The sequence below is a fragment of the Candidatus Levibacter sp. Uisw_134_01 genome (genome assembly GCF_047717795.1).
Taxonomy (GTDB): Bacteria; Pseudomonadota; Alphaproteobacteria; order Puniceispirillales; family Marisalimonadaceae; genus Marisalimonas.
The window spans coordinates 1,396,432-1,421,344 of the sequence record NZ_CP159808.1; the positions used below are offsets into that span (position 1 = coordinate 1,396,432).

Annotated in this window: 27 protein-coding genes and 1 other RNA gene; 12 read left to right on the forward strand and 16 right to left on the reverse strand. The window is 31.0% G+C overall.

Annotated features, from left to right (window positions below; all coding sequences use genetic code 11):
• Positions 1–2: 2 nt before the first annotated feature.
• The 3 genes from ABXT66_RS07175 to hflK all read right to left on the reverse strand — a co-directional run bounded on the left by ABXT66_RS07175 (position 3) and on the right by hflK (position 3,520).
• On the reverse strand, positions 3–1,445 hold the full coding sequence (locus ABXT66_RS07175) for a DegQ family serine endoprotease (RefSeq protein ID WP_443642809.1): 1,443 nt from the start codon (positions 1,443–1,445) through the stop codon (positions 3–5).
• A 108-nt stretch (positions 1,446–1,553) separates the two neighbouring features.
• Positions 1,554–2,423, reverse strand: coding sequence for a protease modulator HflC (hflC, locus tag ABXT66_RS07180; protein WP_443642810.1), 870 nt, complete (start codon positions 2,421–2,423; stop codon positions 1,554–1,556).
• Positions 2,423–3,520: an FtsH protease activity modulator HflK gene (hflK, locus tag ABXT66_RS07185; protein WP_443642811.1), complete on the reverse strand. Its 1,098-nt coding sequence runs from the start codon at positions 3,518–3,520 to the stop codon at positions 2,423–2,425. The genes hflC and hflK overlap by 1 nt, the downstream gene beginning before the upstream one ends.
• Before the next feature lie 133 nt (positions 3,521–3,653).
• Here hflK and ABXT66_RS07190 point away from each other — a divergent pair, with 133 nt between their 5' ends.
• Complete coding sequence (locus ABXT66_RS07190; protein ID WP_443642812.1) at positions 3,654–4,727, forward strand: Mrp/NBP35 family ATP-binding protein; 1,074 nt, start codon at positions 3,654–3,656, stop codon at positions 4,725–4,727.
• Here the strand turns inward: ABXT66_RS07190 and ABXT66_RS07195 are convergent, their stop codons facing one another.
• The gene (locus ABXT66_RS07195; protein WP_443642813.1) at positions 4,728–5,279 is read right to left on the reverse strand and encodes a dihydrofolate reductase; all 552 of its coding nucleotides are present in this window, start codon (positions 5,277–5,279) and stop codon (positions 4,728–4,730) included.
• A 2-nt stretch (positions 5,280–5,281) separates the two neighbouring features.
• On the reverse strand, positions 5,282–6,076 hold the full coding sequence (locus ABXT66_RS07200; protein ID WP_443642814.1) for a thymidylate synthase: 795 nt from the start codon (positions 6,074–6,076) through the stop codon (positions 5,282–5,284).
• Between the two features lie 32 nt (positions 6,077–6,108).
• Between ABXT66_RS07200 and ssrA the strand changes: the two genes are divergently transcribed.
• From ssrA to ABXT66_RS07215, 3 genes are all read left to right on the forward strand, one after another.
• Positions 6,109–6,444: a transfer-messenger RNA gene (ssrA, locus tag ABXT66_RS07205) on the forward strand.
• Positions 6,445–6,547: 103 nt separating this feature from the next.
• Positions 6,548–7,054: a ClpXP protease specificity-enhancing factor SspB gene (locus ABXT66_RS07210; RefSeq protein WP_443642815.1), complete on the forward strand. Its 507-nt coding sequence runs from the start codon at positions 6,548–6,550 to the stop codon at positions 7,052–7,054.
• A 27-nt stretch (positions 7,055–7,081) separates the two neighbouring features.
• Positions 7,082–8,692 (forward strand): fumarate hydratase, encoded by a 1,611-nt coding sequence (locus ABXT66_RS07215; RefSeq protein WP_443642816.1) that lies wholly within the window; start codon positions 7,082–7,084, stop codon positions 8,690–8,692.
• A 22-nt stretch (positions 8,693–8,714) separates the two neighbouring features.
• On the opposite strand, the gene ABXT66_RS07220 is transcribed toward ABXT66_RS07215, so the two are convergent.
• The 3 genes from ABXT66_RS07220 to msrA all read right to left on the reverse strand — a co-directional run bounded on the left by ABXT66_RS07220 (position 8,715) and on the right by msrA (position 10,803).
• Complete coding sequence (locus ABXT66_RS07220; RefSeq protein ID WP_443642817.1) at positions 8,715–9,881, reverse strand: mandelate racemase/muconate lactonizing enzyme family protein; 1,167 nt, start codon at positions 9,879–9,881, stop codon at positions 8,715–8,717.
• An 81-nt stretch (positions 9,882–9,962) separates the two neighbouring features.
• Positions 9,963–10,088 carry a type B 50S ribosomal protein L36 gene (ykgO, locus tag ABXT66_RS07225; protein ID WP_022724980.1) on the reverse strand — a complete coding sequence of 42 codons (126 nt, stop codon included), beginning with the start codon at positions 10,086–10,088 and terminating at the stop codon, positions 9,963–9,965.
• Between the two features lie 85 nt (positions 10,089–10,173).
• Positions 10,174–10,803, reverse strand: coding sequence for a peptide-methionine (S)-S-oxide reductase MsrA (gene msrA, locus ABXT66_RS07230; protein WP_443642818.1), 630 nt, complete (start codon positions 10,801–10,803; stop codon positions 10,174–10,176).
• Positions 10,804–10,911: 108 nt separating this feature from the next.
• Between msrA and speA the strand changes: the two genes are divergently transcribed.
• From speA to speB, 4 genes are read left to right on the forward strand one after another with little or no spacing between them, the layout of a single operon-like run.
• On the forward strand, positions 10,912–12,792 hold the full coding sequence (speA, locus tag ABXT66_RS07235) for a biosynthetic arginine decarboxylase (protein WP_443642819.1): 1,881 nt from the start codon (positions 10,912–10,914) through the stop codon (positions 12,790–12,792).
• A gap of 29 nt (positions 12,793–12,821) precedes the next feature.
• Entirely contained in the window at positions 12,822–14,027 is a 1,206-nt protein-coding gene (locus tag ABXT66_RS07240) for a saccharopine dehydrogenase family protein (RefSeq protein WP_443642820.1), read from the forward strand.
• Positions 14,028–14,036: 9 nt separating this feature from the next.
• On the forward strand, positions 14,037–15,206 hold the full coding sequence (locus ABXT66_RS07245; protein ID WP_443642821.1) for a carboxynorspermidine decarboxylase: 1,170 nt from the start codon (positions 14,037–14,039) through the stop codon (positions 15,204–15,206).
• Positions 15,207–15,221: 15 nt separating this feature from the next.
• Positions 15,222–16,100 (forward strand): agmatinase, encoded by an 879-nt coding sequence (speB, locus tag ABXT66_RS07250; protein WP_443642822.1) that lies wholly within the window; start codon positions 15,222–15,224, stop codon positions 16,098–16,100.
• Positions 16,101–16,109: 9 nt separating this feature from the next.
• Here speB and trxB read toward each other — a convergent pair whose 3' ends face one another.
• Genes trxB through ABXT66_RS07265 form a run of 3 tightly spaced genes read right to left on the reverse strand, consistent with a single transcriptional unit; the run spans position 16,110 to position 18,787 of the window.
• Complete coding sequence (trxB, locus tag ABXT66_RS07255) at positions 16,110–17,045, reverse strand: thioredoxin-disulfide reductase (protein WP_443642823.1); 936 nt, start codon at positions 17,043–17,045, stop codon at positions 16,110–16,112.
• The gene (gene purU / locus ABXT66_RS07260) at positions 17,042–17,920 is read right to left on the reverse strand and encodes a formyltetrahydrofolate deformylase (RefSeq protein WP_443642824.1); all 879 of its coding nucleotides are present in this window, start codon (positions 17,918–17,920) and stop codon (positions 17,042–17,044) included. The genes trxB and purU overlap by 4 nt, the downstream gene beginning before the upstream one ends.
• Positions 17,921–17,965: 45 nt before the next feature.
• Complete coding sequence (locus ABXT66_RS07265; protein ID WP_443642825.1) at positions 17,966–18,787, reverse strand: alpha/beta fold hydrolase; 822 nt, start codon at positions 18,785–18,787, stop codon at positions 17,966–17,968.
• 91 nt (positions 18,788–18,878) lie between these two features.
• Between ABXT66_RS07265 and ABXT66_RS07270 the strand changes: the two genes are divergently transcribed.
• On the forward strand, positions 18,879–19,130 hold the full coding sequence (locus ABXT66_RS07270) for a hypothetical protein (RefSeq protein WP_443642826.1): 252 nt from the start codon (positions 18,879–18,881) through the stop codon (positions 19,128–19,130).
• Positions 19,131–19,149: 19 nt separating this feature from the next.
• On the opposite strand, the gene ABXT66_RS07275 is transcribed toward ABXT66_RS07270, so the two are convergent.
• The 3 genes from ABXT66_RS07275 to ABXT66_RS07285 are packed head-to-tail and all read right to left on the reverse strand — an operon-like array spanning position 19,150 to position 20,254.
• Positions 19,150–19,464 carry a bactofilin family protein gene (locus ABXT66_RS07275; RefSeq protein WP_443642827.1) on the reverse strand — a complete coding sequence of 105 codons (315 nt, stop codon included), beginning with the start codon at positions 19,462–19,464 and terminating at the stop codon, positions 19,150–19,152.
• Positions 19,465–19,492: 28 nt separating this feature from the next.
• Positions 19,493–19,897, reverse strand: coding sequence for a bactofilin family protein (locus ABXT66_RS07280; protein WP_443642828.1), 405 nt, complete (start codon positions 19,895–19,897; stop codon positions 19,493–19,495).
• 12 nt (positions 19,898–19,909) lie between these two features.
• Entirely contained in the window at positions 19,910–20,254 is a 345-nt protein-coding gene (locus tag ABXT66_RS07285) for a bactofilin family protein (RefSeq protein ID WP_443642829.1), read from the reverse strand.
• A 181-nt stretch (positions 20,255–20,435) separates the two neighbouring features.
• Here ABXT66_RS07285 and ABXT66_RS07290 point away from each other — a divergent pair, with 181 nt between their 5' ends.
• Genes ABXT66_RS07290 through ABXT66_RS07300 form a run of 3 tightly spaced genes read left to right on the forward strand, consistent with a single transcriptional unit; the run spans position 20,436 to position 22,359 of the window.
• Complete coding sequence (locus tag ABXT66_RS07290) at positions 20,436–20,810, forward strand: hypothetical protein (protein ID WP_443642830.1); 375 nt, start codon at positions 20,436–20,438, stop codon at positions 20,808–20,810.
• A gap of 3 nt (positions 20,811–20,813) precedes the next feature.
• Entirely contained in the window at positions 20,814–22,121 is a 1,308-nt protein-coding gene (locus ABXT66_RS07295) for a M23 family metallopeptidase (RefSeq protein ID WP_443642831.1), read from the forward strand.
• Positions 22,122–22,176: 55 nt separating this feature from the next.
• A complete protein-coding gene (locus ABXT66_RS07300) occupies positions 22,177–22,359 on the forward strand; it encodes a hypothetical protein (protein WP_443642832.1) in 183 nt (60 codons plus the stop codon).
• Positions 22,360–22,384: 25 nt separating this feature from the next.
• Here the strand turns inward: ABXT66_RS07300 and rpoN are convergent, their stop codons facing one another.
• A complete protein-coding gene (gene rpoN, locus ABXT66_RS07305) occupies positions 22,385–23,875 on the reverse strand; it encodes an RNA polymerase factor sigma-54 (protein ID WP_443642833.1) in 1,491 nt (496 codons plus the stop codon).
• A 496-nt stretch (positions 23,876–24,371) separates the two neighbouring features.
• Positions 24,372–24,866 (reverse strand): Lcl C-terminal domain-containing protein, encoded by a 495-nt coding sequence (locus ABXT66_RS07310; protein ID WP_443642834.1) that lies wholly within the window; start codon positions 24,864–24,866, stop codon positions 24,372–24,374.
• Positions 24,867–24,913: the final 47 nt, after the last annotated feature.

The following is a 24,913-nucleotide window of genomic DNA, read 5'->3' on the forward strand; positions in this document are numbered from 1 at the left end:
AATTATTTTAATTCCAATGCTACAAATCTGGTGCCACTCTCAACCTTTACAAGAAGAAGGATAGCTTTTCTTTTTTGTTTAATAGCATTTTTAATAGCATTTTCAATCACATCTATAGAATTAACTTCTATTTGACCAACTCTTACAATTACCATACCAGGCAGAAGACCAGCTTCTTGTGCAACACTACCTTCTTTAACGGAAGAAATTAAAATTCCTGTTTTTATTTTTTTGAGTTTAAATTTATCTATGTTGGATTTTGACAACTCCTCGGCTACAAAACCTAACTTTTCAAAAGTCTTAGATTTGGAATTTTTATTACCATTAGATTTAGTAATGAGGTTTTCTTTTTCAGCTAATTCTAATTCTCCTAAAACAACATTTAAAGTAATTGTTTTACCGTTTCTTAAAATAACTAAAGGGACTGATTTACCAACCGGTGTTCCTGCAACAACTTTAGGTAACTCTTTCATAGTATCAATATTAATGTCATTAAATTTTAAAATAACATCCCCAGTTTTTACGCCTGCCTTTTGAGCAGGGCCACCTTCAGTTGCAGATGAGACTAAAGCACCTTTTACTGACTTCATTCCTAAACTATCAGCTATTTCTTCTGAAATTTCCTGGATTAAAACACCAAGCCAACCTCTTTTAGTTCTTCCATATTGTTTAAGTTGATCTGTAACTTGTTTAGCTAAGTTTGATGAAACTGCAAATCCAATACCTACAGAACCACCAGATTGAGAAAAAATGGCTGTATTTATACCTACCACATTTCCGTCCATGTCAAATAATGGCCCCCCTGAATTACCTCTATTAATAGAAGCATCAGTTTGAATATAATCATCATATGAACCTGACAAATTTCTACCTCTTGCAGATACTATTCCAGCTGTTACAGTACCACCAAAACCAAATGGATTGCCTATTGCCATAACCCAGTCACCTACTCTTAGCTTATTAGAATCTCCAAACTTCACGGCAGTTAATTTAGTTTTTTTAGGGTTTATTTTAAGAAGTGCAACATCTGTTTTTGGATCCTTACCTACAACTGTAGCTTCAAAAGACGTATCATCATATAATATAACCATAATTTTTTCAGCATTATCAATTACGTGATTATTAGTAATGATGTATCCGCTTTTATCAATAATAAATCCTGAACCCAGTGATTGTGCTTTACGCTTTTTTCCACCAGGCTTTTCAAATTGTTTAAAAAAATCTTCAAAAGGTGAACCAGGAGGGAAAGAAGGCATTTCTCTTGATTTTTGTTCTATAATTGTTGTTGTTGAGATATTTACTACAGAAGGACTAAGCTTATCTGCTAGATCTGCAAAACTCTCAGGCACGCTATTAGAGTGAGCTATACTTGCTGAAAAAAACAAAAGGAAAAAGTTAGTTAATAATAAATTACTACTTTTTATGAAAACATTAAGATTTGACATTATTCACCTTTAATTATTATTTTCAAAATTAATACCAGAAAAAAGGCGGCTTTAAGGCTTAATTTTGGGTAAAATTTGTTATTTTATAAATAGTTAAATTAAATACTTTTATTTGCCACCTTGATTACCAAAATAACTAAAAAAGTCACTGTCTGGACTCAAAAGCATTGTTGTACCGTCATCAGAGAAAGTATTTTCATAAGCAAGCATAGATCGATAAAATTTAAAGAATTTTTTATCTTGTCCGAAAGCGTCAGAATAGATTTTTATAGCTTCACCATCTCCATTTCCTCTTAGTGCCTCTGCTTTTCTTTTACTTTCAGCTACTAAAACAACTTTTTGCTTTTCAGCGTCTGCTCTGATTTTTTGAGCTTCCTCAGAACCTTCTGCTCTAAACTCTTTTGCTTCCTGATTTCTCTCAGTTTTCATTCTATTAAAAATATTTTGAACAGTAGCTTCAGGATAGTCAGCTCTTCTTATTCTAACATCAACAATTTCCATTCCAAGCTTTTTAATAGTGGAGTTTACCTCTCCGCTTATATCATCAACAATTTGTGTTCTAGCGTCTGACAAAATTGCTGTAAGCTCAAATTTACCAAAAACTCTTCTTACTGATGAATCTATTATAGATTCTAATCTCTGCCGTGCTCCAAACTCGCTTCTAACAGTTTGAAAAAAAAGTAGAGGATCTATAATTTTGAATCTTGAATAAGTGTCTACCTCTAATCTTTTTTGGTCAGCCAAAATCACTTCTTCTGAATCCTTTGAAACTAGAGAAAGGACTCTTTTATCAAAATATGTAACTTCTTGAATAAATGGTATTTTAAAGTTTAAACCTGGTTTATTTATTAACCTTTTTGGTTCACCAAATTGAAGGATTAACGCTTGCTGAGTTTGGTCAACAGTAAAAAAAGAACTTAACAATCCAAATAAAACTGCAAGAAAACTTACTCCTGATATTATTTTATAAGAAGACATTATTTATCACCTCTTTGTTTTAATTGATCTAGTGGCAAGTAAGGAACAACTCCAGATGAGCTAGCTGACTTATCCATAATTATTTTTTTAACTTTAGAAAAAACTTTTTCCATGGTTTCTAAATAGATTCTTGATTGTGTGACTTCAGGATTTAATTTATAGCTTTCAAAAATTGAATTAAATCTATCAGCATCACCTTTTGCTCTATTTACGACTTCACTAGCATAAGCTTCAGCTTCTGAAATTAACTGAGCAGCCTCACCCCTGGCTCTCGGCACAATATCATTCCTGAAAGCCTCAGCTTCATTTATGAGTGTATCTCTATCTTGACGAGCTCTTTGTACGTCATTGAATGCATCAATAACTTCAGCAGGAGGATCAACTGATAATAATTGTACATCTCTAATTTCAACACCAGATTGGTATTCATTAAGTAAATCTTGGAGCATTGTTTTAGCCTTAAGCTGAATTTCTTGTCTACCATCTGTTAAGGCGGTTTGAATTTTGGTTTGGCCTATTATATCCCTCATTACTGATTGCGCAGCAACCTTTACTGTTTCTGGCGGATCTTGAATATTAAATAAATATGCACCAGCATCAGCAATTTTCCAAAACACAATAAAGTCAATATCAATGTTGTTTTCGTCACCTGTAATCATTTTTGATTCATCTGGAACATCTCTTCTACTGGTAGAAGCACCACCAAATGATCTGTAGCCAATTTCGATACGATTATCTCTGGTAACATCGGGAGTTAACACTTTTTCTATAGGGCTTGGGAGGTGATAATGCAATCCAGGTGGAGTGGTTCTTACCCACTCACCAAACCTCATTACTACACCTTGTTCTTGAGGATTAACTCTGTAAATACCTGACATTAACCAAATAGCTATAATTACTAAAAATATTAATGAAACTCCTTTTCCACCTCCAAAACCAGAGGGCATCATTTTTTTAAATTTATCTTTGCTTTCTCTAATCATTTGATCAACATCTGGTGGAGTCCCATTAGAATTTGGTCTTTTTCCCCAAGGGTTTTGATTACCACCGTTACCCCAAGGACCTGAACCATTATCGTTGTTTTTGTTTATAATCATAAAAGTTACTCCAGATTGACTATTAAAGAATTAAGTATAGTTAGACATAGATAATTCTGACACTGTTATAATTTATATTTGTATGGTACTAATGATTTTCAACCTTTATAATAATTATTTCTAGGTAAAATTTATGGAAAATAAAATATTATACCAAATTAATTCAACTCTTAAGTCTATTGTTCTAAAAAATAAAACTATAAACTTGTTAGATAGCAACTTAGTAAATGGATTGAAATTTCATAAAAATATAGTCAGCTTTACTCTTGAACTTCTTCCTGAACAACTAAAAGAAGCTCAAGAAATTAAGAAGATTATAGAAAAAAAGTTATTAAATATTAAAGATGTCCAAAAAGTTGAAATTATATTAACCGCTCATAATGCTAAGAAAGATAGTACTAGTAATTCACAAAATTCTCTTCTAAAGCCCGCCACTCACATAATTGCCGTAGCTAGCGGCAAAGGTGGTGTTGGAAAATCAACAACTGCAATCAACATTGCATTATCATTATCAAAGCTAAAATATAAGGTTGGTATTTTAGATGCTGATATTTATGGCCCAAGTCTGCCAAAGTTAACAGGTATTAGTAATAAACCCAAAAGTAATGGAAAAAAAATTATTCCACATAATGCTTTTGGATTACAAGCTATGTCAATTGGATATTTAGTTCCTGAGGATGCCGCAACAATATGGCGAGGACCAATGGTTATGAGCGCTATTGAACAATTGTTAAGAGACGTTGATTGGCAGGATTTAGAGATTTTAATAATTGATATGCCTCCAGGTACTGGAGATGCACAATTAACTTTATCACAAAGAGTTAAGCTTGCTGGAGCTATAATTGTGTCTACACCCCAAGATTTATCCTTAATAGACGCTAGAAAGGGACTTAACATGTTTAAAAAAGTTAATGTACCTATTTTAGGTATAATAGAAAACATGAGTTATTTTGTATGCTCTAACTGTGAAAAAAAACATCCAATATTTGGGAATGGCGGCGCTAAAATTGAAGCTGAAAAACTAGGAGTTCCATTCCTTGACGAAATCCCCTTGGATATAAAATTAAGAACAACCTCTGACGAAGGAAAACCAATTGTTGAAGAAGATCCTGATCACATTATATCCCAAAAATACATGAATATAGGATCTCGTATAATTGAAACAATATTAAAAAACAAAAAAATTTCTCCCACAATAACTCAATAGCTATAGTTTATTTATTCTTCTATATTGCCAATAACTAAACTCAGGATAGCTTTCATCTTTTTTGAAATGGTCTAATTTAATTTTATCCCATTTTCCTTCTTCAAGTATTGGAAATTTAGTCCCCACATTTGTATCAAATATTACTTTTGTTATCTCAATAACATTACAATACTGAAGCCCTAATTTATAGATTTGAGCACCTCCAAATAGAAAAATTTTATCTTTTGTCTCTGAATTATTAATTAATTTATTTTTTTCTATCCATTGATTACTTTTAGTTATTGCATCTTCAAATGAGTTTACAACAATTGCTCCTTCTGCTTTCCAAGACTTTGAATTAGTTAATACAATATTACCACGACCTGGAAGTGGTTTACCTATTGAATCCCAAGTTTTTCTTCCCATAATCAATGGGGTTCCAATCGTCAAAGACTTTAATCTTTTTAAGTCACCAGGTAAGTGCCAAAGTAACTTATTTCCATCCCCAATGATTCTATTTTGATTCATTGCAACTATTGCGATGAGGGGGAATTTCAAATTATTATTATTCATGTTTAAACTGCTATTGGAGCAGAAATACTTGGGTGTGGTTTGTAATCAGTAATTTCAAAATCTTCATATTTAAAATCATTTATGTTTTCAAACCTTTTTCTAAATTTAATATTAGGTAATTTTTTAGTATCTCTTAATAATTGAATATTAGCTTGCTCAATATGATTTTGATAAATATGCGCATCACCTAAGGTATGAATAAAATCACCTGGCGACAATCCACAAACATTAGCAATCATATGAGTAAGAATGGAATAAGAAGCAATGTTAAAGGGAACACCTAAAAATATGTCTGCACTTCTTTGATACAACTGACAGGATAACTTATTATTAGAAACATAAAATTGAAACAAACAATGACATGGAGGAAGAGCCATTGAACCTACATCTGAAGGATTCCATGCTGAAACCACCATTCTTCTTGAATCTGGATTATTTTTGATTTGCATTATGACATCTTCAAGTTGATCTAATTTTCTTCCATCTGGAGATTCCCATCTTCTCCATTGTTTTCCATATACTGGACCTAGATCGCCTTTTTCATCTGCCCACTCATTCCAAATTGAAACATTATGTTCTTTCAAATAAGAAATATTTGTATCACCTTTAATAAACCATAAAAGTTCATGAATAATTGACTTTAGATGAAGTTTTTTTGTTGTTAATAAAGGTAAACCATCATTTAGATTAAAACGCATCTGCCAACCAAAAATAGATTTAGTACCAGTCCCCGTCCTGTCACCCTTATGAGCACCTTTTTTTAGCACATGGTCTAGCAGATCTAAATATTGCTTCATCAAAACCTCAACAATAAAAACTTATACTATGTGCTCTTTAATTAAAAAAATAAATAATGTATAGTAAAAAAGTCATTTTAATGACTATGGTGATAAACATTTTTTAGAATAAGCTTAGCGGACCCGGGGGCGGTACCCGGCGCCTCCACCAATATGTTGAGGGGGCGAAATAGGATCGACGCATGTAGTAAAAATTAAACTTTCACTCGGCATTGTACCACCGTTATCGGACAATTTAAGTAGTTGCAAATGACAACTATGCTCCGGTAGCTGCAGCAGCGTAAGCAGCCAAAGCAACCGAAACTTAGTCCAATTCTTTAGCTAGTATTGGCGGGGTTCAAAATTACCTGGCAACAGAAAATTTGAGATGGCGAGGAGTTTACTTCTCGCCATTCTTATATTTGTAAATTTATCTTGAAACTGTAGCTAGAAAAAATATACAATAATATATAAGTTTCTTAAGGATTTGTTTTGACAGATAATAATGATGATGGATTTAAATCTAAAGGCTTCGACTATGATACTTTAGTTGAGGAAGGTCTTAAAGATGTAGTTAAGAGAGTTTTAAAAATTACATCAGAAACAGGTTTGATAGGAAATAGTCATTTCTTTATATCTTTTAATGGAGATGATCCTGATGTTATAGTCCCCAATGAATTAAAAAACACAGATAACTCTGAAATTAAAATAATAATACAACATCAATTTTGGGATTTAAAATCAACTGACAATCATTTTGAAGTTACTCTATCATTCAATGGCAAGAAAAAAAATATCTCAGTCCCATTTAAGGCATTAATATCTTTTACTGACCCTTCAGTAGGATTTGGACTCCAATTTAAAATTGACAAACAATTAAAACTCTCAAATGGAGAAAATCAAACTGAACTTTCAGATATAGAAAAAACACCTAAATCATCAGATAATGTAAAATCTGGTGAAATAGTCTCACTTGATGCATTTAGAGATAAAAAATAATATAATTTAAAAATTCAGGAGAGCGTTTTGAGCGATTTTTGCTATTCACCAATGTTTCCAGTTTCAAAAGATAAAACTGAGTATATTAAAATTTCAGATTCCTTTGTTAATACTACTAAAGTAAATGATACAGAAATTTTAATGATCGACCCTAAAGCTCTTACCTTACTTTCTCAAAGAGCTTTTAAGGATGTTTCTCACCTATTAAGAAAATCTCATCTTCAACAACTTAGAAATATACTTGACGACAAGAATGCATCAAACAATGATCATTTTGTTGCATTAACTATGCTAAAGAATGCTAACATAGCTTCTTCTGGTGTACTACCTATGTGCCAAGATACTGGAACAGCTATTATAATAGGCTACAAGGGTGAAAAAGTTTTTACAAATTCAAACGACGAGGAATACTTGTCTTTAGGTGTTTATAAAACTTACCAAGAAAATAATCTAAGGTTCTCTCAATTAGCCCCTATTTCAATGTTTGAAGAAAAAAATACTGCTAACAATTTACCTGCTGAAATTAGTTTATTTGCTAATCAAGGATTGGAATATAAATTTGCATTCGTTCAGAAAGGTGGAGGCTCAGCTAACAAAAGTTTTTTATTTCAAGCTACTCCATCTATTTTAAATCCAAATGATTTAAAAAAATTTCTATATGAAAAAATTATATCTCTTGGAACAGCTGCGTGCCCACCATATCATTTGTCAATTGTAATTGGAGGAACTTCGGCAGAAGCAAATCTAAAAACAGTTAAACTGGGCTCAATGCGCTACTTAGATGCTCTTCCTGAGAAAGGTAATGTTAACACAGGACACGCTTATAGAGATCTTGAGTGGGAAAAAATAGTTTTAGATTTAACAAGAGAAATGGGAATTGGTGCACAATTTGGTGGTAAATATTTCTGTCATGATGTTAGAGTTATAAGATTACCACGGCATGGAGCATCATTGCCGATAGGAATTGGTGTATCTTGTTCAGCAGATAGACAGGTTTTAGGCAAAATAAATAGAGATGGTATCTTCCTTGAAAAATTGGAAACTAACCCCAGTCAATTTCTACCAGATATAAATTTCAATGATGTTTCAGAAGATATAATTAATATTGATTTAAATCAACCTATGAAGAATATATTAGAGCAATTAGACAAATATGAAGTTAAAACACGTGTGTCTCTAACAGGACCCTTGATAGTTGCAAGAGATATAGCACATGCAAAGTTGCTTGAAAGATTAAATAAAAAAGGCTCTTTACCAGATTATATTAAGAACCACCCAGTTTATTATGCAGGTCCTGCAAAAACTCCTGAGGGAATGGCATCGGGATCATTTGGGCCTACCACTGCAGGTAGAATGGACGCATATGTTGATAAGTTCCAAGAAAATAATGGATCTATGATAATGTTAGCAAAGGGAAATAGATCTAAACAAGTGACAGACGCATGTAAAAAACATGGTGGATTTTATCTAGGCACAATAGGCGGAACTGCGGCAAAGGTTGCACTTGATTGTATTAAAAAAATAGAGGTTTTAGAATTTTCAGAGTTGGGAATGGAAGCAGTATGGAAAATAGAAGTAGAGAATTTCCCTGCATTTATTGTCATAGATAACAAAGGAAATGATTTTTTTAAAAACTAACTTAATTGCTTAAATACAAACTTTAATTTGTCATCTTTTTCATTATTGAATAAAGATCAGACTTTCCTTCAAATCCTATACCGTTAATTTCTGGAAGAGTTATATAACTATTACTGACTTTAACTTCATCCGGAAATCCTCCATAAGGTTGGAAAAGGTCAGGGTAACTTTCATTACCCCCAAGCCCTAACCCGGCTGCAATTGCCAATGACATTTGATGACCCCCATGAGGTATACATCTAGAAAGATCCCAATCATTCTCTTTAAGCATGTCAATTATATTTAGGTATTCAACTAATCCATAACTTAGGGCACAATCAAATTGTAACCAGTCTTTATCTTTTCTCATACCTGCATATCTTATGAGGTTTCTAGCATCCTGCAGAGAAAATAAATTCTCTCCTGTTGCAATAGATCCTGAGTAGTGATCACCTAACGCTTTGTGAAGTTCAAAATCCAAGGGGTCTCCTGGTTCTTCGTACCAGAAAAGGTTATAATTTGACAATTTTTTTGCATAATCAATTGCGGTTTTAAGATCAAATCTTCCGTTGGCATCAACAGCCAATCTATCATTAGGACCTAGAATTTTTAATACAGCCTCTATTCTTTTACAATCCTCTGAAAGAGATGCACCACCAATTTTTTTCTTAACAACAGAATAGCCTAAATCTAAATATTTTTTAATCTCGTCAGTTAAACCAACTATACCTTGCTCAGGCCAATAATATCCACCAGCAGCATAAACAAAAACGTCTCTATTAGGATTTCCATTACCATATTTTTCTGAAAGTACTTGGTATAAAGGTTTTTCTTCAATTTTGGAAACAAGATCCCAAATAGCCATATCAATAGTACCAACAGCTACGGATCTTTCTCCATGACCACCTGGTTTTTCATTTTTCATCATAATGTCCCACATTTTTTGGGGATCAAAATTAGTCTTATCTTCATTTAACATTGTTTCCGTTTTAGCTTCTAATAGTCTAGGCCTAAACCTTTCTCTTATAAGATGACCTTGACCATATCTACCATTAGAATTAAAACCATAACCTATAATAGGTTTTCCATTTTTAATAATGTCAGATACCACGGCAACTAAGCTAATTGTCATTTTAGAAAAATCTATATAAGCATTCTTAATGTTTGAACTAATAGATTTAGTTTCTTCGATAATTTTAGTTATTTTCATATTAGCAGTCTCAAACAAGTTAAATAAATATAATAATTTATTATTTAAATAGAAATCTTTATTTACTGTAGAGTATGAATATTAACCTTGGCGGGCTTTAAACCTAGGATTTTTTTTGTTAATTACGTAAAGACGGCCTCTACGTTTAACTATCTGACAATTTCTGTCTCTAACTTTTAATGTTTTTAAAGAGCTTACTACTTTCATGATTGCCAACCAAATAATTTAAATTTTTTATATTTATTATATTATCGTCTAATGTTGGTCAAGTTGTATTAACGAGAAATAAAAGTTAATTAAACTTTACCCCACAACCACCCAAACCACAGTAACCATTTGGATTTTTATAAAGATACTGTTGATGATAAATTTCTGCAAAATAAAAATCAATATTACTTTTTATCTCTGTAGTTATTTCTCCTAAACCTTGGGAATTAAGTTTATTTTGAAAGGTTTGCAATGTTTCTTTAATTTTTTTTAAATCTTGATTACAATTAATAAATATAGCCGATCTATATTGAGTGCCAATATCATTTCCCTGCCTCATTCCTTGAGTTGGATTATGTCCTTCCCAAAAAAGAATTAATATCTTTAATAGTTCAATTTTCTGAGGATCATACACTAACCTTACCACTTCTGTATGACCTGTTAATCCACTGCATACTTCTTCATATGTTGGGTTTTTAGTATGTCCTCCTGAATAGCCTACAGAAGTATGATAAATCCCATTGAGGTTCCAAAATATTTTTTCAGCTCCCCAAAAGCATCCCATACCTAAAATTATACTTTTATAACCTTCAGGGATTAAATTAATATCACGTCCGTTTATTTCGTGGATCAATACTTCATTTAAAGGGTTATCCCTTCCAACTAAAGCATCGTATTTATCTATAATTCTGTCCTTATATCTAGATAAAAACATCTAAAACCCCTTTTTAAGAAAAACAATTTAACTATAATAAAACCATAACTTGACCTAATCTTAATGGCAATATAATCAAATTATTATATTTTTAAAGGCTCAATCACAATGAACAAAGAAGATATATATGGAATAAATAAATGGGGCAATGATATCTTAGAAATTATGGATAATGGAAATATAGGTCTTAAAAACCCTTTTTATCCTGAAAACTCTCCAAGCGACCTTATTGAAATAATTAAGAGCCTTAATGAAAGAGGTATTAGTTGTCCAGTGCTTCTGAGGGTTACAGACTATTTAGCATTTAGAATACAACAGATTAATAATTCATTTTTGAATGCCATTAAAGAAATAGGTTTTAAAGGTAATTATAAAGGTGTCTTTCCAGTTAAAGTTAATCAACAAGCACAGGTCATTGATAGAATAGTTGAATTTGGAAAGAAATATGATTTTGGACTTGAAGTAGGGTCTAAACCTGAGTTGTTGATAGCATTAGCTCATGATTTATCTAGTGAATCTGCAATTATTTGTAATGGGATTAAAGATAGAGAGTTTATTCATCTAGCCATATTATCACAAAAAATAGGCTTTAAAACTATTTTAGTGCTAGAAAGTCCAAGAGAACTTGAACTTATTATAAAAATTTCAAAAGAGTTGAATATTAGGCCACTACTTGGAATAAGGATAAAATTAACTAATAAGGTAAGCGGTAACTGGTCACAATCTAGTGGAGACAGAAGTGCGTTTGGTCTTTCAGTAGAACAAGTTATGGATGTAATAAAAAAATTGAGAGCGCATAACTACTTAGATTGTTTGATTTTGCAACATTCACACCTTGGCAGTCAAATTCCAGATATTATTGAGATAAGAAAAGCAACTCAAGAGGCTTGTAGATTTTTTTCAGAAATTACTAACCAAGGTGCTCCATTAAAGTATTTAGACCTTGGTGGTGGGTTAGGTGTAGATTATACAGGTGAACAAAAGTCTGCTTTGAACTCTATAAATTATTCTCTAGATGAATATTGTACAAACATTGTGGAGACCGTAAAATACGAACTTGACCAATCAAACATATCACACCCCACTATAGTAACTGAATCTGGAAGGGCTTGTATAGCTTCAAGCTCAATGCTTATCTTTAATATTTTAGAAACTACAAATTTTGATAGTCGTGAAATTCAAACTAAAAATAAAAATGATCATCCACTACTAAAAAACATGATACAAATTCTTGAATATCTAGACTTAGATAGAGCACAAGAGTGTTTAAATGATTTAAATTATTACAGAGATGAAATAAGAGTTCTTTTTAGAAGCGGTCAAATTGATTTACCAAACATGGCTAAAACTGAAGAAACATATCTAAATATTATTAATAAAATTAAAAAAGTTTTAGTGTCATCAACTGAAATAACTGAAGAACTTCAAACTTCATTGGATAATATGGCTGATATTTATCATGGTAATTTTTCTTTATTTCAAAGTTTACCGGATGTTTGGGCAATTGATCAACTTCACCCTATTGCCCCAATACAAAAATTAGACAAAGATCCAAACAGAAGAGCCGTCCTTAACGATATCACTTGTGACAGTGATGGTATTATAAATAAATTTGTTTTAAGAGACGGTATTTCAAATACTTTACCTGTTCACAAAATTGAAAACGATGAGGATTATTTTTTAGGAGTTTTTTATATAGGCGCCTATCAAGAAACTTTAGGTGATCTTCATAATTTGTTTGGCGACACCAATGTTGTAACAATTAAGTTGAAAGAAAATGGTGGATATCAATTATTACACGAACAAGAGGGTGATACCATCTCAGAAGTTCTTTCATATGTTGAGTATGAACCAAAAGATATTATTAATAGATTTAAAAGTATAGTAGAAGATGCTGTTAGAAGTAGAGATTTATCATTATCAGAGAGAAAAGAGTTAACGCAATCTTTCAAGGAATCTATATCTGGTTACACTTATTTTGAAAAATAATTATTTTTTAAGATTATAGGAGAATATGAATGAATAACATATTAGTTATTGGCGCTGGTGGTGTCAGCAGTGTAACAGTTCACAAAATGGCAGGTCTTCCTGATACATTCAATAATATCACGCTAGCAAGCCGAACTTTAAAAAAATGTAAGAAGATACAAACTAGTGTGAAAACCAAATTCAATATTGATATAAATATTGCCGAATTAGATGCTGATAATGTAAATGACACAGTTAACTTAATTAAAAAAATTAATCCCTTTTTAGTTTTAAACCTTGCCCTACCCTATCAAGATCTAAATATCATGGATGCTTGCCTCATAACCAATACACATTATATTGACACAGCTAATTATGAGCCAAAGGATGAAGCAAAATTTGAATATAAATGGCAATGGGATTATAATACAAGGTTTGAAGAAAAGGGTTTGATGGCTCTTTTAGGCTCTGGTTTTGATCCAGGAGTAACAAATGTATACACGGCTTATACAAAAAAACATCTGCTAGATAATATTGATACTTTAGATATTTTAGATTGCAATGACGGAGATCATGGACACCCTTTTGCAACTAATTTCAACCCTGAGATAAATATCAGAGAGATTACATCTGATAGCAAACATTGGGAAAATAAAGAATGGAAAATTGGCCCTGCTTTAAAAAATAAAATTTCATTTGAATTTCCAGAGATCGGGCCTAAGAACATGTATCTTATGTACCATGAAGAGTTAGAAAGTTTAACTAAAAATTTCCCAGAAATACAAAGAGCTCGATTTTGGATGACCTTCGGTGATAGCTACCTAAACCATCTTGAGGTTCTTAAAAACGTGGGCATGACATCTATTAATCCTATTAAATATAAAGGGATCAATATCATTCCTTTGCAATTTCTAAAAAGTGTTCTACCTGATCCTGGAAGCTTAGGTAAAAGAACAAAAGGAAAAACTTGTATTGGGACTATAATTACTGGAACAAAAAACAACTCAGAAAAAACATTTTATACATATAATATCTGTGACCATGAAAACTGTTACAAAGAACTTGGAAGTCAAGCTATCTCATATACAACTGGGGTACCTGCTATGATAGGAGCAATGTTAATGATTAATAAAATTTGGTTTAAGCCAGGTGTCTGGAATATAGAACAATTTGACCCTGATCCATTTATGGATCTACTAAATAAACATGGGTTGCCAAGTAAAACTATAGAACTAGACAATAAATTAAACTTCTAGAGAATAAATATGTTACAAACAATGGGCGGTAACCCAAGAAACTTTCATAAGTTGGATTTATATTCTTTACCAAGCCCTTGCTTTGTAATTGACAAAAAAGCTTTAAGAAGTAATTTAAAAGTCTTACAAAAGCTTAAATTTGAAACTAACGTAAAAATCCTTATTGCCCTTAAAGCCTTTTCAACACTATCACTTGCCCCTCTAATTTCAGAATATTTAGATGGTTGTTGTAGTTCTGGTTTATATGAAACTAAATTAGCTGCAAAATACTTTCGTGGAGAAGTTAGCACGTTCTCGCCTGCTTTTAAGAGCTCTGAATTTGAAGAAATAGCTAGTTTATCCAATCATGTTATTTTTAATTCATTAAACCAATTTAATAATTTTTATAATATTGCTAAAAGATCAAAAAAAGAAGTTGGTATAAGAGTTAATCCCCTTTATTCAGAAGTTACAAACCCAAAATATAATTCTGCTGGAGTATGTTCAAGATTAGGAATTCACATAAATGATTTAAAAAAAATTGATATAGAAAAAATTGATGGAATACATTTCCACACTTTATGTGAACAAAATTTTCAACCCTTACAAAATACGTGGGACCAGATAAAAAATAGTATTATTCCTCTATCTAAAAAATTGAAGTGGATAAATTTAGGAGGGGGACATCATATTACAAGAGAAGATTATGAACTTAGTCAGTTAAGAACTTTTTTAAAAAAAATTTCAGTTGAAACAAATTGTCAAATTTATATTGAACCTGGAGAAGCCGTCGTTCTAGATAGTGGCGTTTTAATAGGAGAAATTGTAGATTTTTTTAAACCAAATAATAGGCTGTCTCCATATATAGCAATAACTGATATAAGCGCTACCTCTCATATTCCTGATGTTTTAGAGGCTCCCTATAGACCAGCTCTTCTTAACGAACCAAGAGAAGGCTACGAAGTCGTTTTAGGAGGACCAAGCTGTCTTGCAGGCGATGTTATTGGTAAGTATAAATTTAAAAATTTACCTCTAATTGGCGAGAGAATAGCTCTTTTAGATCAGGCTCATTATACAATGGTGAAAACTAGTTTTTTTAATGGTATTAAGCTACCATCCATAGCGTTATGGGATAGTGAAACAGATAATATTGATATTATAAAACAGTTTTCATATAAAGATTTTGAAAATAAATTATAATATACGAAAGTAGCAATGAATAATAATAAAAATATTTTTTTAAAATCAGAGCTTTCTAATCAAGAACAAGATCAAGAGACGTCTAAATTTCATATTATACCTGTACCCTTAGAGGAAACAGTTTCATATGGTAAAGGAACGTCAAAGGGGCCTGAAAGTATAATATATGCCAGCAACGAACTAGAAAGATATACTGGTAAAAGCGAGCCTTGTTCAGAAGGGATTTTTACTCATCCAATGTTAGATTGTAATATGCCTTTGAAAGATATTATGAGTAATATAGGAAACTTAACTAAAGAAGTTAGTTCAAAAAATAAAATACCTATTACACTTGGCGGCGAACATAGCGTTACATATGGTGCTGTCAATGGTATATTTGAGGGGTTAAACTTAAAACAAAAAAACGAAATAGGAATTATTCAAATTGATGCTCATGCAGATTTAAGAAAAAACTATGAAAATCAAAAATACTCACATGCAAGCGTGATGTACCTTTTAGGAAAAGAGAAATATAAAATCGCTCAACTTGGAGTAAGAGCGTTGAGTTTAGAAGAAGTCCAAAACAGATCTGATTTTGACATTACCTTCTTTGATGCCGAAACCATTCATCATAATAAAAAAGTTGAATTACCAAACAACTTTCCCAAAAAAATATATATTTCATTTGATGTTGATGGGTTAGACCCATCCATAATGCCTGCTACAGGAACACCAGTTCCAGGTGGATTAAATTTTTATCAAAGTTTATCATTAATTAAAAGTTTAATTATTGGAAAAGAAGTAGTTGGATTTGACGTTGTTGAACTGGCTCCTATAGAAGGTTTTCAAGCATACGATTTTACAGCAGCATCTTTAGTTTACAAAATTATGGAATTAATAAATTTAAATATGTAGTGGTAAATATTATTTGTTTTGTAACCACTTTTCAGCATCTAAAGCAGCCATACAGCCCATACCCGCGGCGGTAACAGCTTGTCTATATATTTTGTCAACACAATCACCTGCAGCAAAAACACCATCTACATTTGTAAAAGAAGTTCCGGGGTTTTTAGCAATAATATATCCTTCATCATCCATGTCAATTGAGTTTTTAAAAGGTTCGGTGGAGGGAACGTGTCCAATAGCTATAAAAACACCGTCGAGTTTAATCAATTTTTTGTCATCTGAATTAGTCGAGAGCAATTCTAAAGCGTTGACTCCATTTTCATCACCTTTAATTTGACTTACGACACTATCCCATACTATTTCTATATTTTCTTTAGCAAATAATCTTTTTTGTAAAATTTTCTCAGATCTTAGTTTATCACGTCTATGAACCAAGGTCACTTTTGAACAAATATTAGATAAATATAAAGCTTCTTCAACTGCAGTATTACCACCACCAATTACTGCAACTTCTTTATTCCTATAAAAGAAACCATCGCAGGTAGCGCAAGCAGAAACTCCTTTTCCATTAAATTGATTTTCACTTTCAAGTCCCAACCACTTTGCTTGAGCACCAGTAGTTATTATAACTGTTTCACATTCAAAAATTTTTTTTGAGTCTAAAATAATATTCTTTATATCATTGTTAAAATTTACTTTCGTAACAATATCACTTATTATTCTAGCTCCAACTTTTATAGCCTGTAATTTCATTTGTTCCATCATCCATGGACCCTGCACAACATCTGCGTATCCTGGATAATTTTCAACATCGGTAGTTATAGTTAATTGTCCACCTGGTTGAATTCCTTCGATAACTAGGGGATTCAAATTAGCCCTAGCAGCATAAATAGCCGCTGTTAACCCTGCTGCACCTGAACCTATAATAACAACTTTTTCTTTTTGAACCTTCATCCTAATATTCTATGTCCTTTAAAAACAACTGTTCTATTTCCATTCAAAAAAACTCTACTTTCTGAGTGAGCTTTAAGGGCTCTATACAAAACTCTGGATTCAACGTCTCTTCCCATTGAAACTAAATTATTTGGCATCATTTCGTGATCAACTATTTGAGTGTCTTGTTCTATTATTGGACCTTCATCTAAGTCACTTGTAACGTAATGGGCCGTTGCTCCAATAACTTTAACCCCTCTTTCAAAGGCTTGATGATAAGGCTTGGCGCCTTTAAAACTCGGCAAAAAACTATGATGAATATTTATAATTTTTCCTTCAAATTCGTTTGTAAATTCTTTTGATAAAACTTGCATATACCTGGCTAGGACTATCATTTCAACGTCATTTTTAATTATAAGATTTTTAATTTTTAATTCTTGTTTTTCCTTATTAGATTTATCAACAGGAAAATAATAAAAGGGTATTTTTGAAAAATTTGCAATTTCTTCCGCTATCTTATGATTAGAGACGATAGCCTTTATATTGAGATTTAATGAATTATTCCTTACCCTGTAAAGTATATCATTTAAACAGTGGTCAAACTTTGAAACTAACATAATAGTATTCATCGAACTTTGAATATCAGACAAGAAAAACTCTGCATTTAACTCATTTGATAAAATTAATAAATCATCTTCAAGTTTTTTTAAAACATTTATATTGAATAGAGTAAAACTTTGTCTAATGAAAAAATATCCATTTTCTTGATCAGTAAATTGTTTAGATTCTACAATATTACAATTGTGCTTAGCTAATATTGAAGAAACATTGGCAACTATCCCTATTTGATCTTTACAAGATAATTTTAATATGTGCGTTTCAATATTTTTTGTCATAATTATTTAATACATTTTTTATGTGATTGAAACAACATGATAAAGTTAATTAATTAAAAAATTTCTTACAGTATTATAAAATTCTTTAGGTTGCTCTACATGCAAGTAATGCCCTGCATTTTTAATTTCAGAAAAAGATATATTTGAAAGAAAATTTTTAAAAATGTGAAAATTTTCTTTTGAAACATAATCACTGTTTTGACCGTAAACGCAAAGTGTTTTATTATTTACAACTTCAAATTTTTCCGAGGACGGAAAAGATCTTAAATCATTCATAGCTTCTTTAATAGCTAATAGATTTATTGACCATCTATATTTATTTTCATGCAATTGAAGATTTTGAATTAAAAAAGAACGTATGAACTTTTCTTTTATGCTGCTGGACAAAAGTTCGTCGGCTTCGTTCCTACTTCTAATCATATCTAAATTTAGATCTATTAATTTGTCAACAATATTTTGTTTTTCAATAGGATAATTAACAGGCGCTATATCCGCCACGATTAACTTGTTAACATACTCATGATGGTTTAGAGCAAGTAACATAGCTAATTTACCACCCATTGAGTGACCCAAAATATTTGTTTTTTTAATTTTTAGATAATTTAAAAGCTCAATTATATCTTTCATCATCAAAGAGTATGAGTGATTTTTTTTAAAAACATTTCCTCCGTGATTTCTTAGGTCGACCGTAATTACGATTAGTTCTTCGTTCTTTGTTAATAGTTTGGAGAAAGTTTGCCAATTTTTACCTTTTCCAAAGAGGCCATGAAAAATAAATAAAGTATTAAAATCAAAAATTTTTAATGCTTCATAATCATAATCACAGTCAATTGAAACACCATTTTTATAAACTTGAAAATTAATCATTATGTCCACTAATATTCAAAAAAAACTAACAACTATTTATTTAGGTCGTAAAAGATATAAGAATATTTTAAAATATACACAAGGATAATAAATGGGCCAGCTTATAAAAATTGATTTTAATAATTTAGATAATAAAAAAGACAAAAATTATAGAAATAAGTTAGTACGAATACGAGATGAAATAGAAGATTATCTAAATTTGGTAAGTAGAAATGAGAATGATGAACTTGCCATAGCCCTTGCCGCAGGGCGGTTTGCGGCTATGAAGTTAACTCAGTTAACAGGTGAAATTGAAACAAAGAAATTTGTTAATGAATGCATCATAACAACTTTAAAAAAGTAGCTTTTAGTTTAGAATTTATCTAAGAAATTCTTGTAATACTTCCTGATACCTCAGCACCTAAGTCAATAGACAAAGCATTGGTTTTTAAATTGCCTTCAACTTTTGCACTACTTGCTACGTTAAGGGTATTGGCTGAAACCTCGCCTTTGACCAAGCCGCCTAAAGTAACTTTGTCTGCAATTAAATTACCGTCAAATATGCTATTAGCCTCTAAAAGAACATCCTTTGCTCTCAACTCTCCTTTAAATCTTCCTGCAACAACCACAGATGAGCCTGCGGAATCTAAGTTGCCTTCCATTACTAGTTCTTCAGAAATATACGTAATTTCACTCATAATAAATCCTTATAGTTACATTCTTAAATTATTTTTTAGGTGGCTGACCTTCTTCAGCACCATCTTCAGCACCATCTACATTTTGTTGATTTTTTTCTTCGACAACTTTGTCATTTTCATTCCAGTTATGAACTACTCTACAGTTCAAAGCAGCACCCCTATCCATTTGTAAAGACTTATAATGTACTTCACCACTAATGCGGCTTGATTCTGTAAGCCATACACTATCTGCTTTCATTTTACCTGCATATTCACCCGCAATTACAACTAATTCGGAGTCAACCTTTCCTAAAAACTTACCGGTCGATCCAATCGTTACTTTTTGAGTTGCAAGGTCAGCTTCAACGTAACCATTAATTTCTATTGATTTTGCATTTGAAATTTTCCCACTAAAACGAGCCCCAGCACCTAAAACTGCCTGTTTGTTAGCCATAATAAATCTCCCTTAGTTTTTATTTTTTCTCTTACTAATTTGAGCTTCAACTATAGCTCCTTCTTCGATCGATATATTTTCATAAAATATATCACCTGAAATTTTTCCACTTGATTGAATGGAAACAACTTCAGCAGAAACTTGACCATCACATTTACCTGAAACATTAACTATATCTGCATCTATATTTCCTTTTAGGTTTCCAGTCCCTTCTACAGACAAACTGTGGCACTTAATGTCGCCTACAACTGAACCTAATAAGACCAACTCACCATCAGCAGAAATTTTACCTTTAATTTTCATATCGCTTGAAATTACTGATTTATCGGCTTCAGTATTATTCGTTTTTCCTAACATATGGAAATCCTTTTCCTTTAAATATTACATAATTCTCATTTTTTATATTTACTACAATAAAAGAAATGATACTATACTATAATTTAAATAAAATTAAATAAATTCGTAAATTTGGTATGAATGATGCAATTAACTTGCCATAATACTTAAATACTTTTGAAAATTTTAGAGTAAAAAAAAAATGGCTGAAGAAATTATTGATATTAGAGACCGTATTGAGCAAATGCGTATACAGATAGAAAACGACGCTACAGAACAAGTTTCGTCTGGTAAGCCATTAGAAATTCATCAAAATCATCCTAGTTCAAATATATCTTTATCATTACAAGATAGAATAAATGAAACTAATCATAACGGCAGTGTTGCAGTTGATTCTCTAAATTTAAAACAAGAACCTGAGCGAATCAAAGAATCATATAATAAAAAGGAAACTTTTCCTTCTGTTAGCTTGTCTGTTAAAAATCCAAAATCAAGTAAACTTTTAATTACAATGATAATGTTTCAAATACTTTCTAACATTGGTATTATATATTTACTTTATTTAGGAATGGGGTAAATAGTGGTTGATTCCACATTTAATAAATTTGGTAAAAAACTTCCTCCAGTAAAAACGGGTCAACGTTTTGGTGACGAAGCTACTAAAAATAAAAAGGTAGGACTATTTTCAGAAAGAAGATTTTTAATATTTACCAAAAAAGGTCCTTTTGAGATTACCTTCAAACCAATTCACTACACTAGTGTCATAATTTCTACTGTTGTTGGTTTATCAAGTATTTTATATTGGTCAGTTAAAGCTGTTAACTCTGCAATTGATGTTGCAAAAAAAGATATCATAACAGAAGCCTCTGCTAATTTAACTAGCCCTATAGAAAATGACTCAGATACTATTGTCAATACTATTACTTCAGATCAAACAAACATATCATTACCAAATATCAAAAATATTATAAAAGATAAATTAAATGGCTATCAGAATTACGTTTCCTTTGAAAACAAATTATCTATTAAGAAAAGTATTGATAAGATCAAAAAAAATGACAGCTTAATAAAAGATGATTTAGATAATAAAAACGATAAACAATTAAAATTAAAAAATTCAAATAGAAATCAAGATATAATCACAAGTAATCTTGGTGAATACGATAATATCTATGACGATATCAAAGCAGAAAAGAAAAACAAATTACCTCAACCTCCAAAACTAAACGCAAAAGCAAAGAATTTAAGGTTTTTGGCTTCTGTAGATAATGAATTAATACTATTAGAAAATGTATTTAAATCAATTAATGTAGAATTGAGTAATAGCGATATGGTTAGCGTTAGTTCTATTATAAATAAAGATGTAAATCTAGATAGCGATGACCTCTTTACAAGTTTAAAAGATAGATTAAATCTACTTGGTACCTATAAAGATGCTCTTCAATTTATTCCCTTAAAGCCTCCGATGGAACACTATTATATTTCAAGTCATTATGGAAAACGAAAACATCCTGTAACTGGTAAATATAGAATGCATCATGGAATAGATTTAGCAGGAACTTGGCAAGAAAATGTTTCTGTTTCTGCTGACGGTACTGTTATTTTTGCAGGATATCATGGTTCTTTTGGAAAAGTAATAAAAATTAGTCATAGCTACGGAATAAATACAACCTACGGACATTTAGCTAAAATCAAAGTAAAAAAAGGTGACATAGTAAGCGAAGGTCAAGTAATTGGTAAAATGGGACGAACTGGGCGTGTAAAAGGTGCACATCTTCACTATGAAATATCAGTAAACGGAAAATCCCAAAATCCAATAAACTTTATAAAAATTGGAAGAAACCTATTAAGCCGAACAAGTATTAAAGGCTTTGCTAATATCGAATAAGTTTAATTTTTTGGCATAAGTTATGCACTGATTTACAATAATAAGGAGTAAATCAATGAACTTAGATAATATAAATAATATTAAGTTAACACCAAAAAATTACCTTTTCAATAATATCAACAATTTTTCTATTGAAATTGATTACTTTGATGAAAAAGGAACAAAGAAACACAAAAATAAGATACCTTTAATATGCATACTTAAAACAAACATTATAAAGAATGCTAAATCAAACTAACTATCAATTATCAACTTAAAATACTTTAATTTGATACTAACCTTTGAAGCCTTGACTCCCTTCTACGCTGAGAGCTTGATGGGATGTTCAACATATCTCTATACTTAGCAACAGTTCTTCTTGCCACTTCCATACCTTCTTTACTCAAAATACCCGCTAATTTGTCATCACTTAAGGGCTTACTAGCAATTTCTGAAGATATTAAGCTCCTTATAGTTTCTCTAACTGCTGAAGCTGCATGCATTTCAGTATTTTCTGAACTCGCAATGGACGCAGAGAAAAAATGTTTTAATGGCATAGCACCCCATTCTGTTAAAATTAATTTACTATTTGTGACTCTTGAAACTGTGCTCTCGTGCATGCCAATTGCATCTGAAATATCTTTCAAAATCATTGGCTTCATATGACTTAAGCCATGTTTAAAAAAACTAACTTGCTTTTTGACTATCTCAGAGGTTACCCTGAGTATTGTTTTATTTCTTTGATCTACTGCTTTTTTTAACCAACGCGCTTCGCCAATTTTCTCTGCGGCAAAGTTATTTCCTTTTTCGTCTAATTTAAAATTATTTATCTCTTCAATATAATTCTCATCTAAATTTACTGTTGGAAGATTAGAATTATTTAAATCAATACGCCATCCCTTTTCAGACCTTGTAACAATTATATCTGGTTGATCAATATGAACTTTTTCTTGAGAAAAGGTATCAGCTGGTTTTGGGTTTAAAGTTTTAATTACTTTGATCATTTTAAATATTTTTTCTTCAGAAACATTACATAACTTACTAACTTGTTTAATTTTTCCCAATGGCAAATAGTCAAGATTATCAAGTAAAATTTTAAATGAAGAATTATATAAATTTAAATCTTTCAGTTGATTTCCTAAACATTCAGACAAATTTTCAGCAAATATTCCTGATGGCTCTAAATGTTTTAATTTGTCTAACGCTTCTTTAATAACCGAAATATCTACATTTAAATCCTTAGCAACTTCATCTACTGGCGTAATGAACCAACCACTTGGATGTAAAAAATCAATCATTCTAATCGCAATTGTTTTGATAGTAGAATCTTTGAAATCTATATTAATTTGGTTAACAAGATGTTCTCGTAAAGAAATTTTATTTTCTAAAGTTTTTTCAATTACCTCACCAGCTGAAGTGGTATTAGAAGATTTTATAATTTCTTTTTCAGATAAATTTTTATTTTCACGATTAAAATCTGATGATAGATGAGTGTCAAATGTGTTTTCTAAGTCAACGTTGCTATCTTTTTTAAGAGGATCAGTAGAATTATTAAGATTGTTACAAATATCCGGTGTAATATTTTCTGCAGGCTCAAGTTTTTTTTCAGACAATCCTGTTTTTTCTTTTAAAAAAGGATTTTCTAACTGGGCGTTATCTATAAACTCTGCTAGCTCAATATTGGATAATTGAAGTAATTTAATAGCCTGCTGTAGCTGAGGCGTCATAATTAAAGACTGATTTTGCTTAATTTTTAATTGTTGTCCTAATTTCATTTTAATCTCCATTAATCATTTCTAATATCAACAAAAACAAGAAAAGCAGTATAATTGACGAAAATCAAAATCTTAATTTGACAGAAAAAAATAACAAAATAATGACTTCAATTTATAGAGATTTTGGTTTAAAAATGTATATTAATCATATAGTTAGATAAAAAGAAAAAAATTTAATGTTTTTTTTATTCTAAATGAATAATGTAAAAGTCAATTAATTGGCATGAAATATGATTGAGTGGTTGCATGAAAAAATTAGAAAAAACTTCAAAATATCCTAACAAAAATATAAAAACGTGTCAGAATTGTAGAATTATACGCGTTTTTTTATTATGTGTTCTTTTTATAGTTTTATTAGGGCTGATTAAGAGTGACCAACTACATTATTTACAAATAGTAACACCTTTAAATGCCTCTATTTTAATAATTTCGTCTGGTTTAATAATGTTTATCTTTAAATTAGCAAAGTTTTTAATAGAAAAAAATCAGAACTAATTTATCTATCACGAACCAATCTAACATAGTTTGGAATATATCCAGGAAATCTTCCAAAAGTATGACCTGTAAAAAAGTTTACTGTCCACATAAATTTAGGTTGCCATTGATTAATTTCACTTGTCCAAAAAGATTCTGGAGGTGTATTGGGAAAAATACTGGTTTCTATTTTTGCCTTATCACACTCCATACATACTAATTTTTCTAATTCGTGCCTTTTTGGTAACCTCCATTTACCTTTGAGCTGTTCGTTTGCTTTTAATATTGCTTGATCGACTTCGTCAAACTTTAGTTTAATAGCACTGCCATTGCATTGTTTGTTATCCCAAATCATTCCAACTGGACATGTAAGCCATTCTAATTTTTGGCTGAGGTCTATTGTATAGTATCCTCGTGAAATAAAATTATTAGCTGAAACTTTGTTGAAATTAAAATAAATTAATATTATGGTGAGCAAGGCAATGATTTTGTAGGATGTTTTTTTAAAACCTGACATAAAAACCTCTTTTTTTTTATGCGAATTACATTTTGGTCTCATTCTTG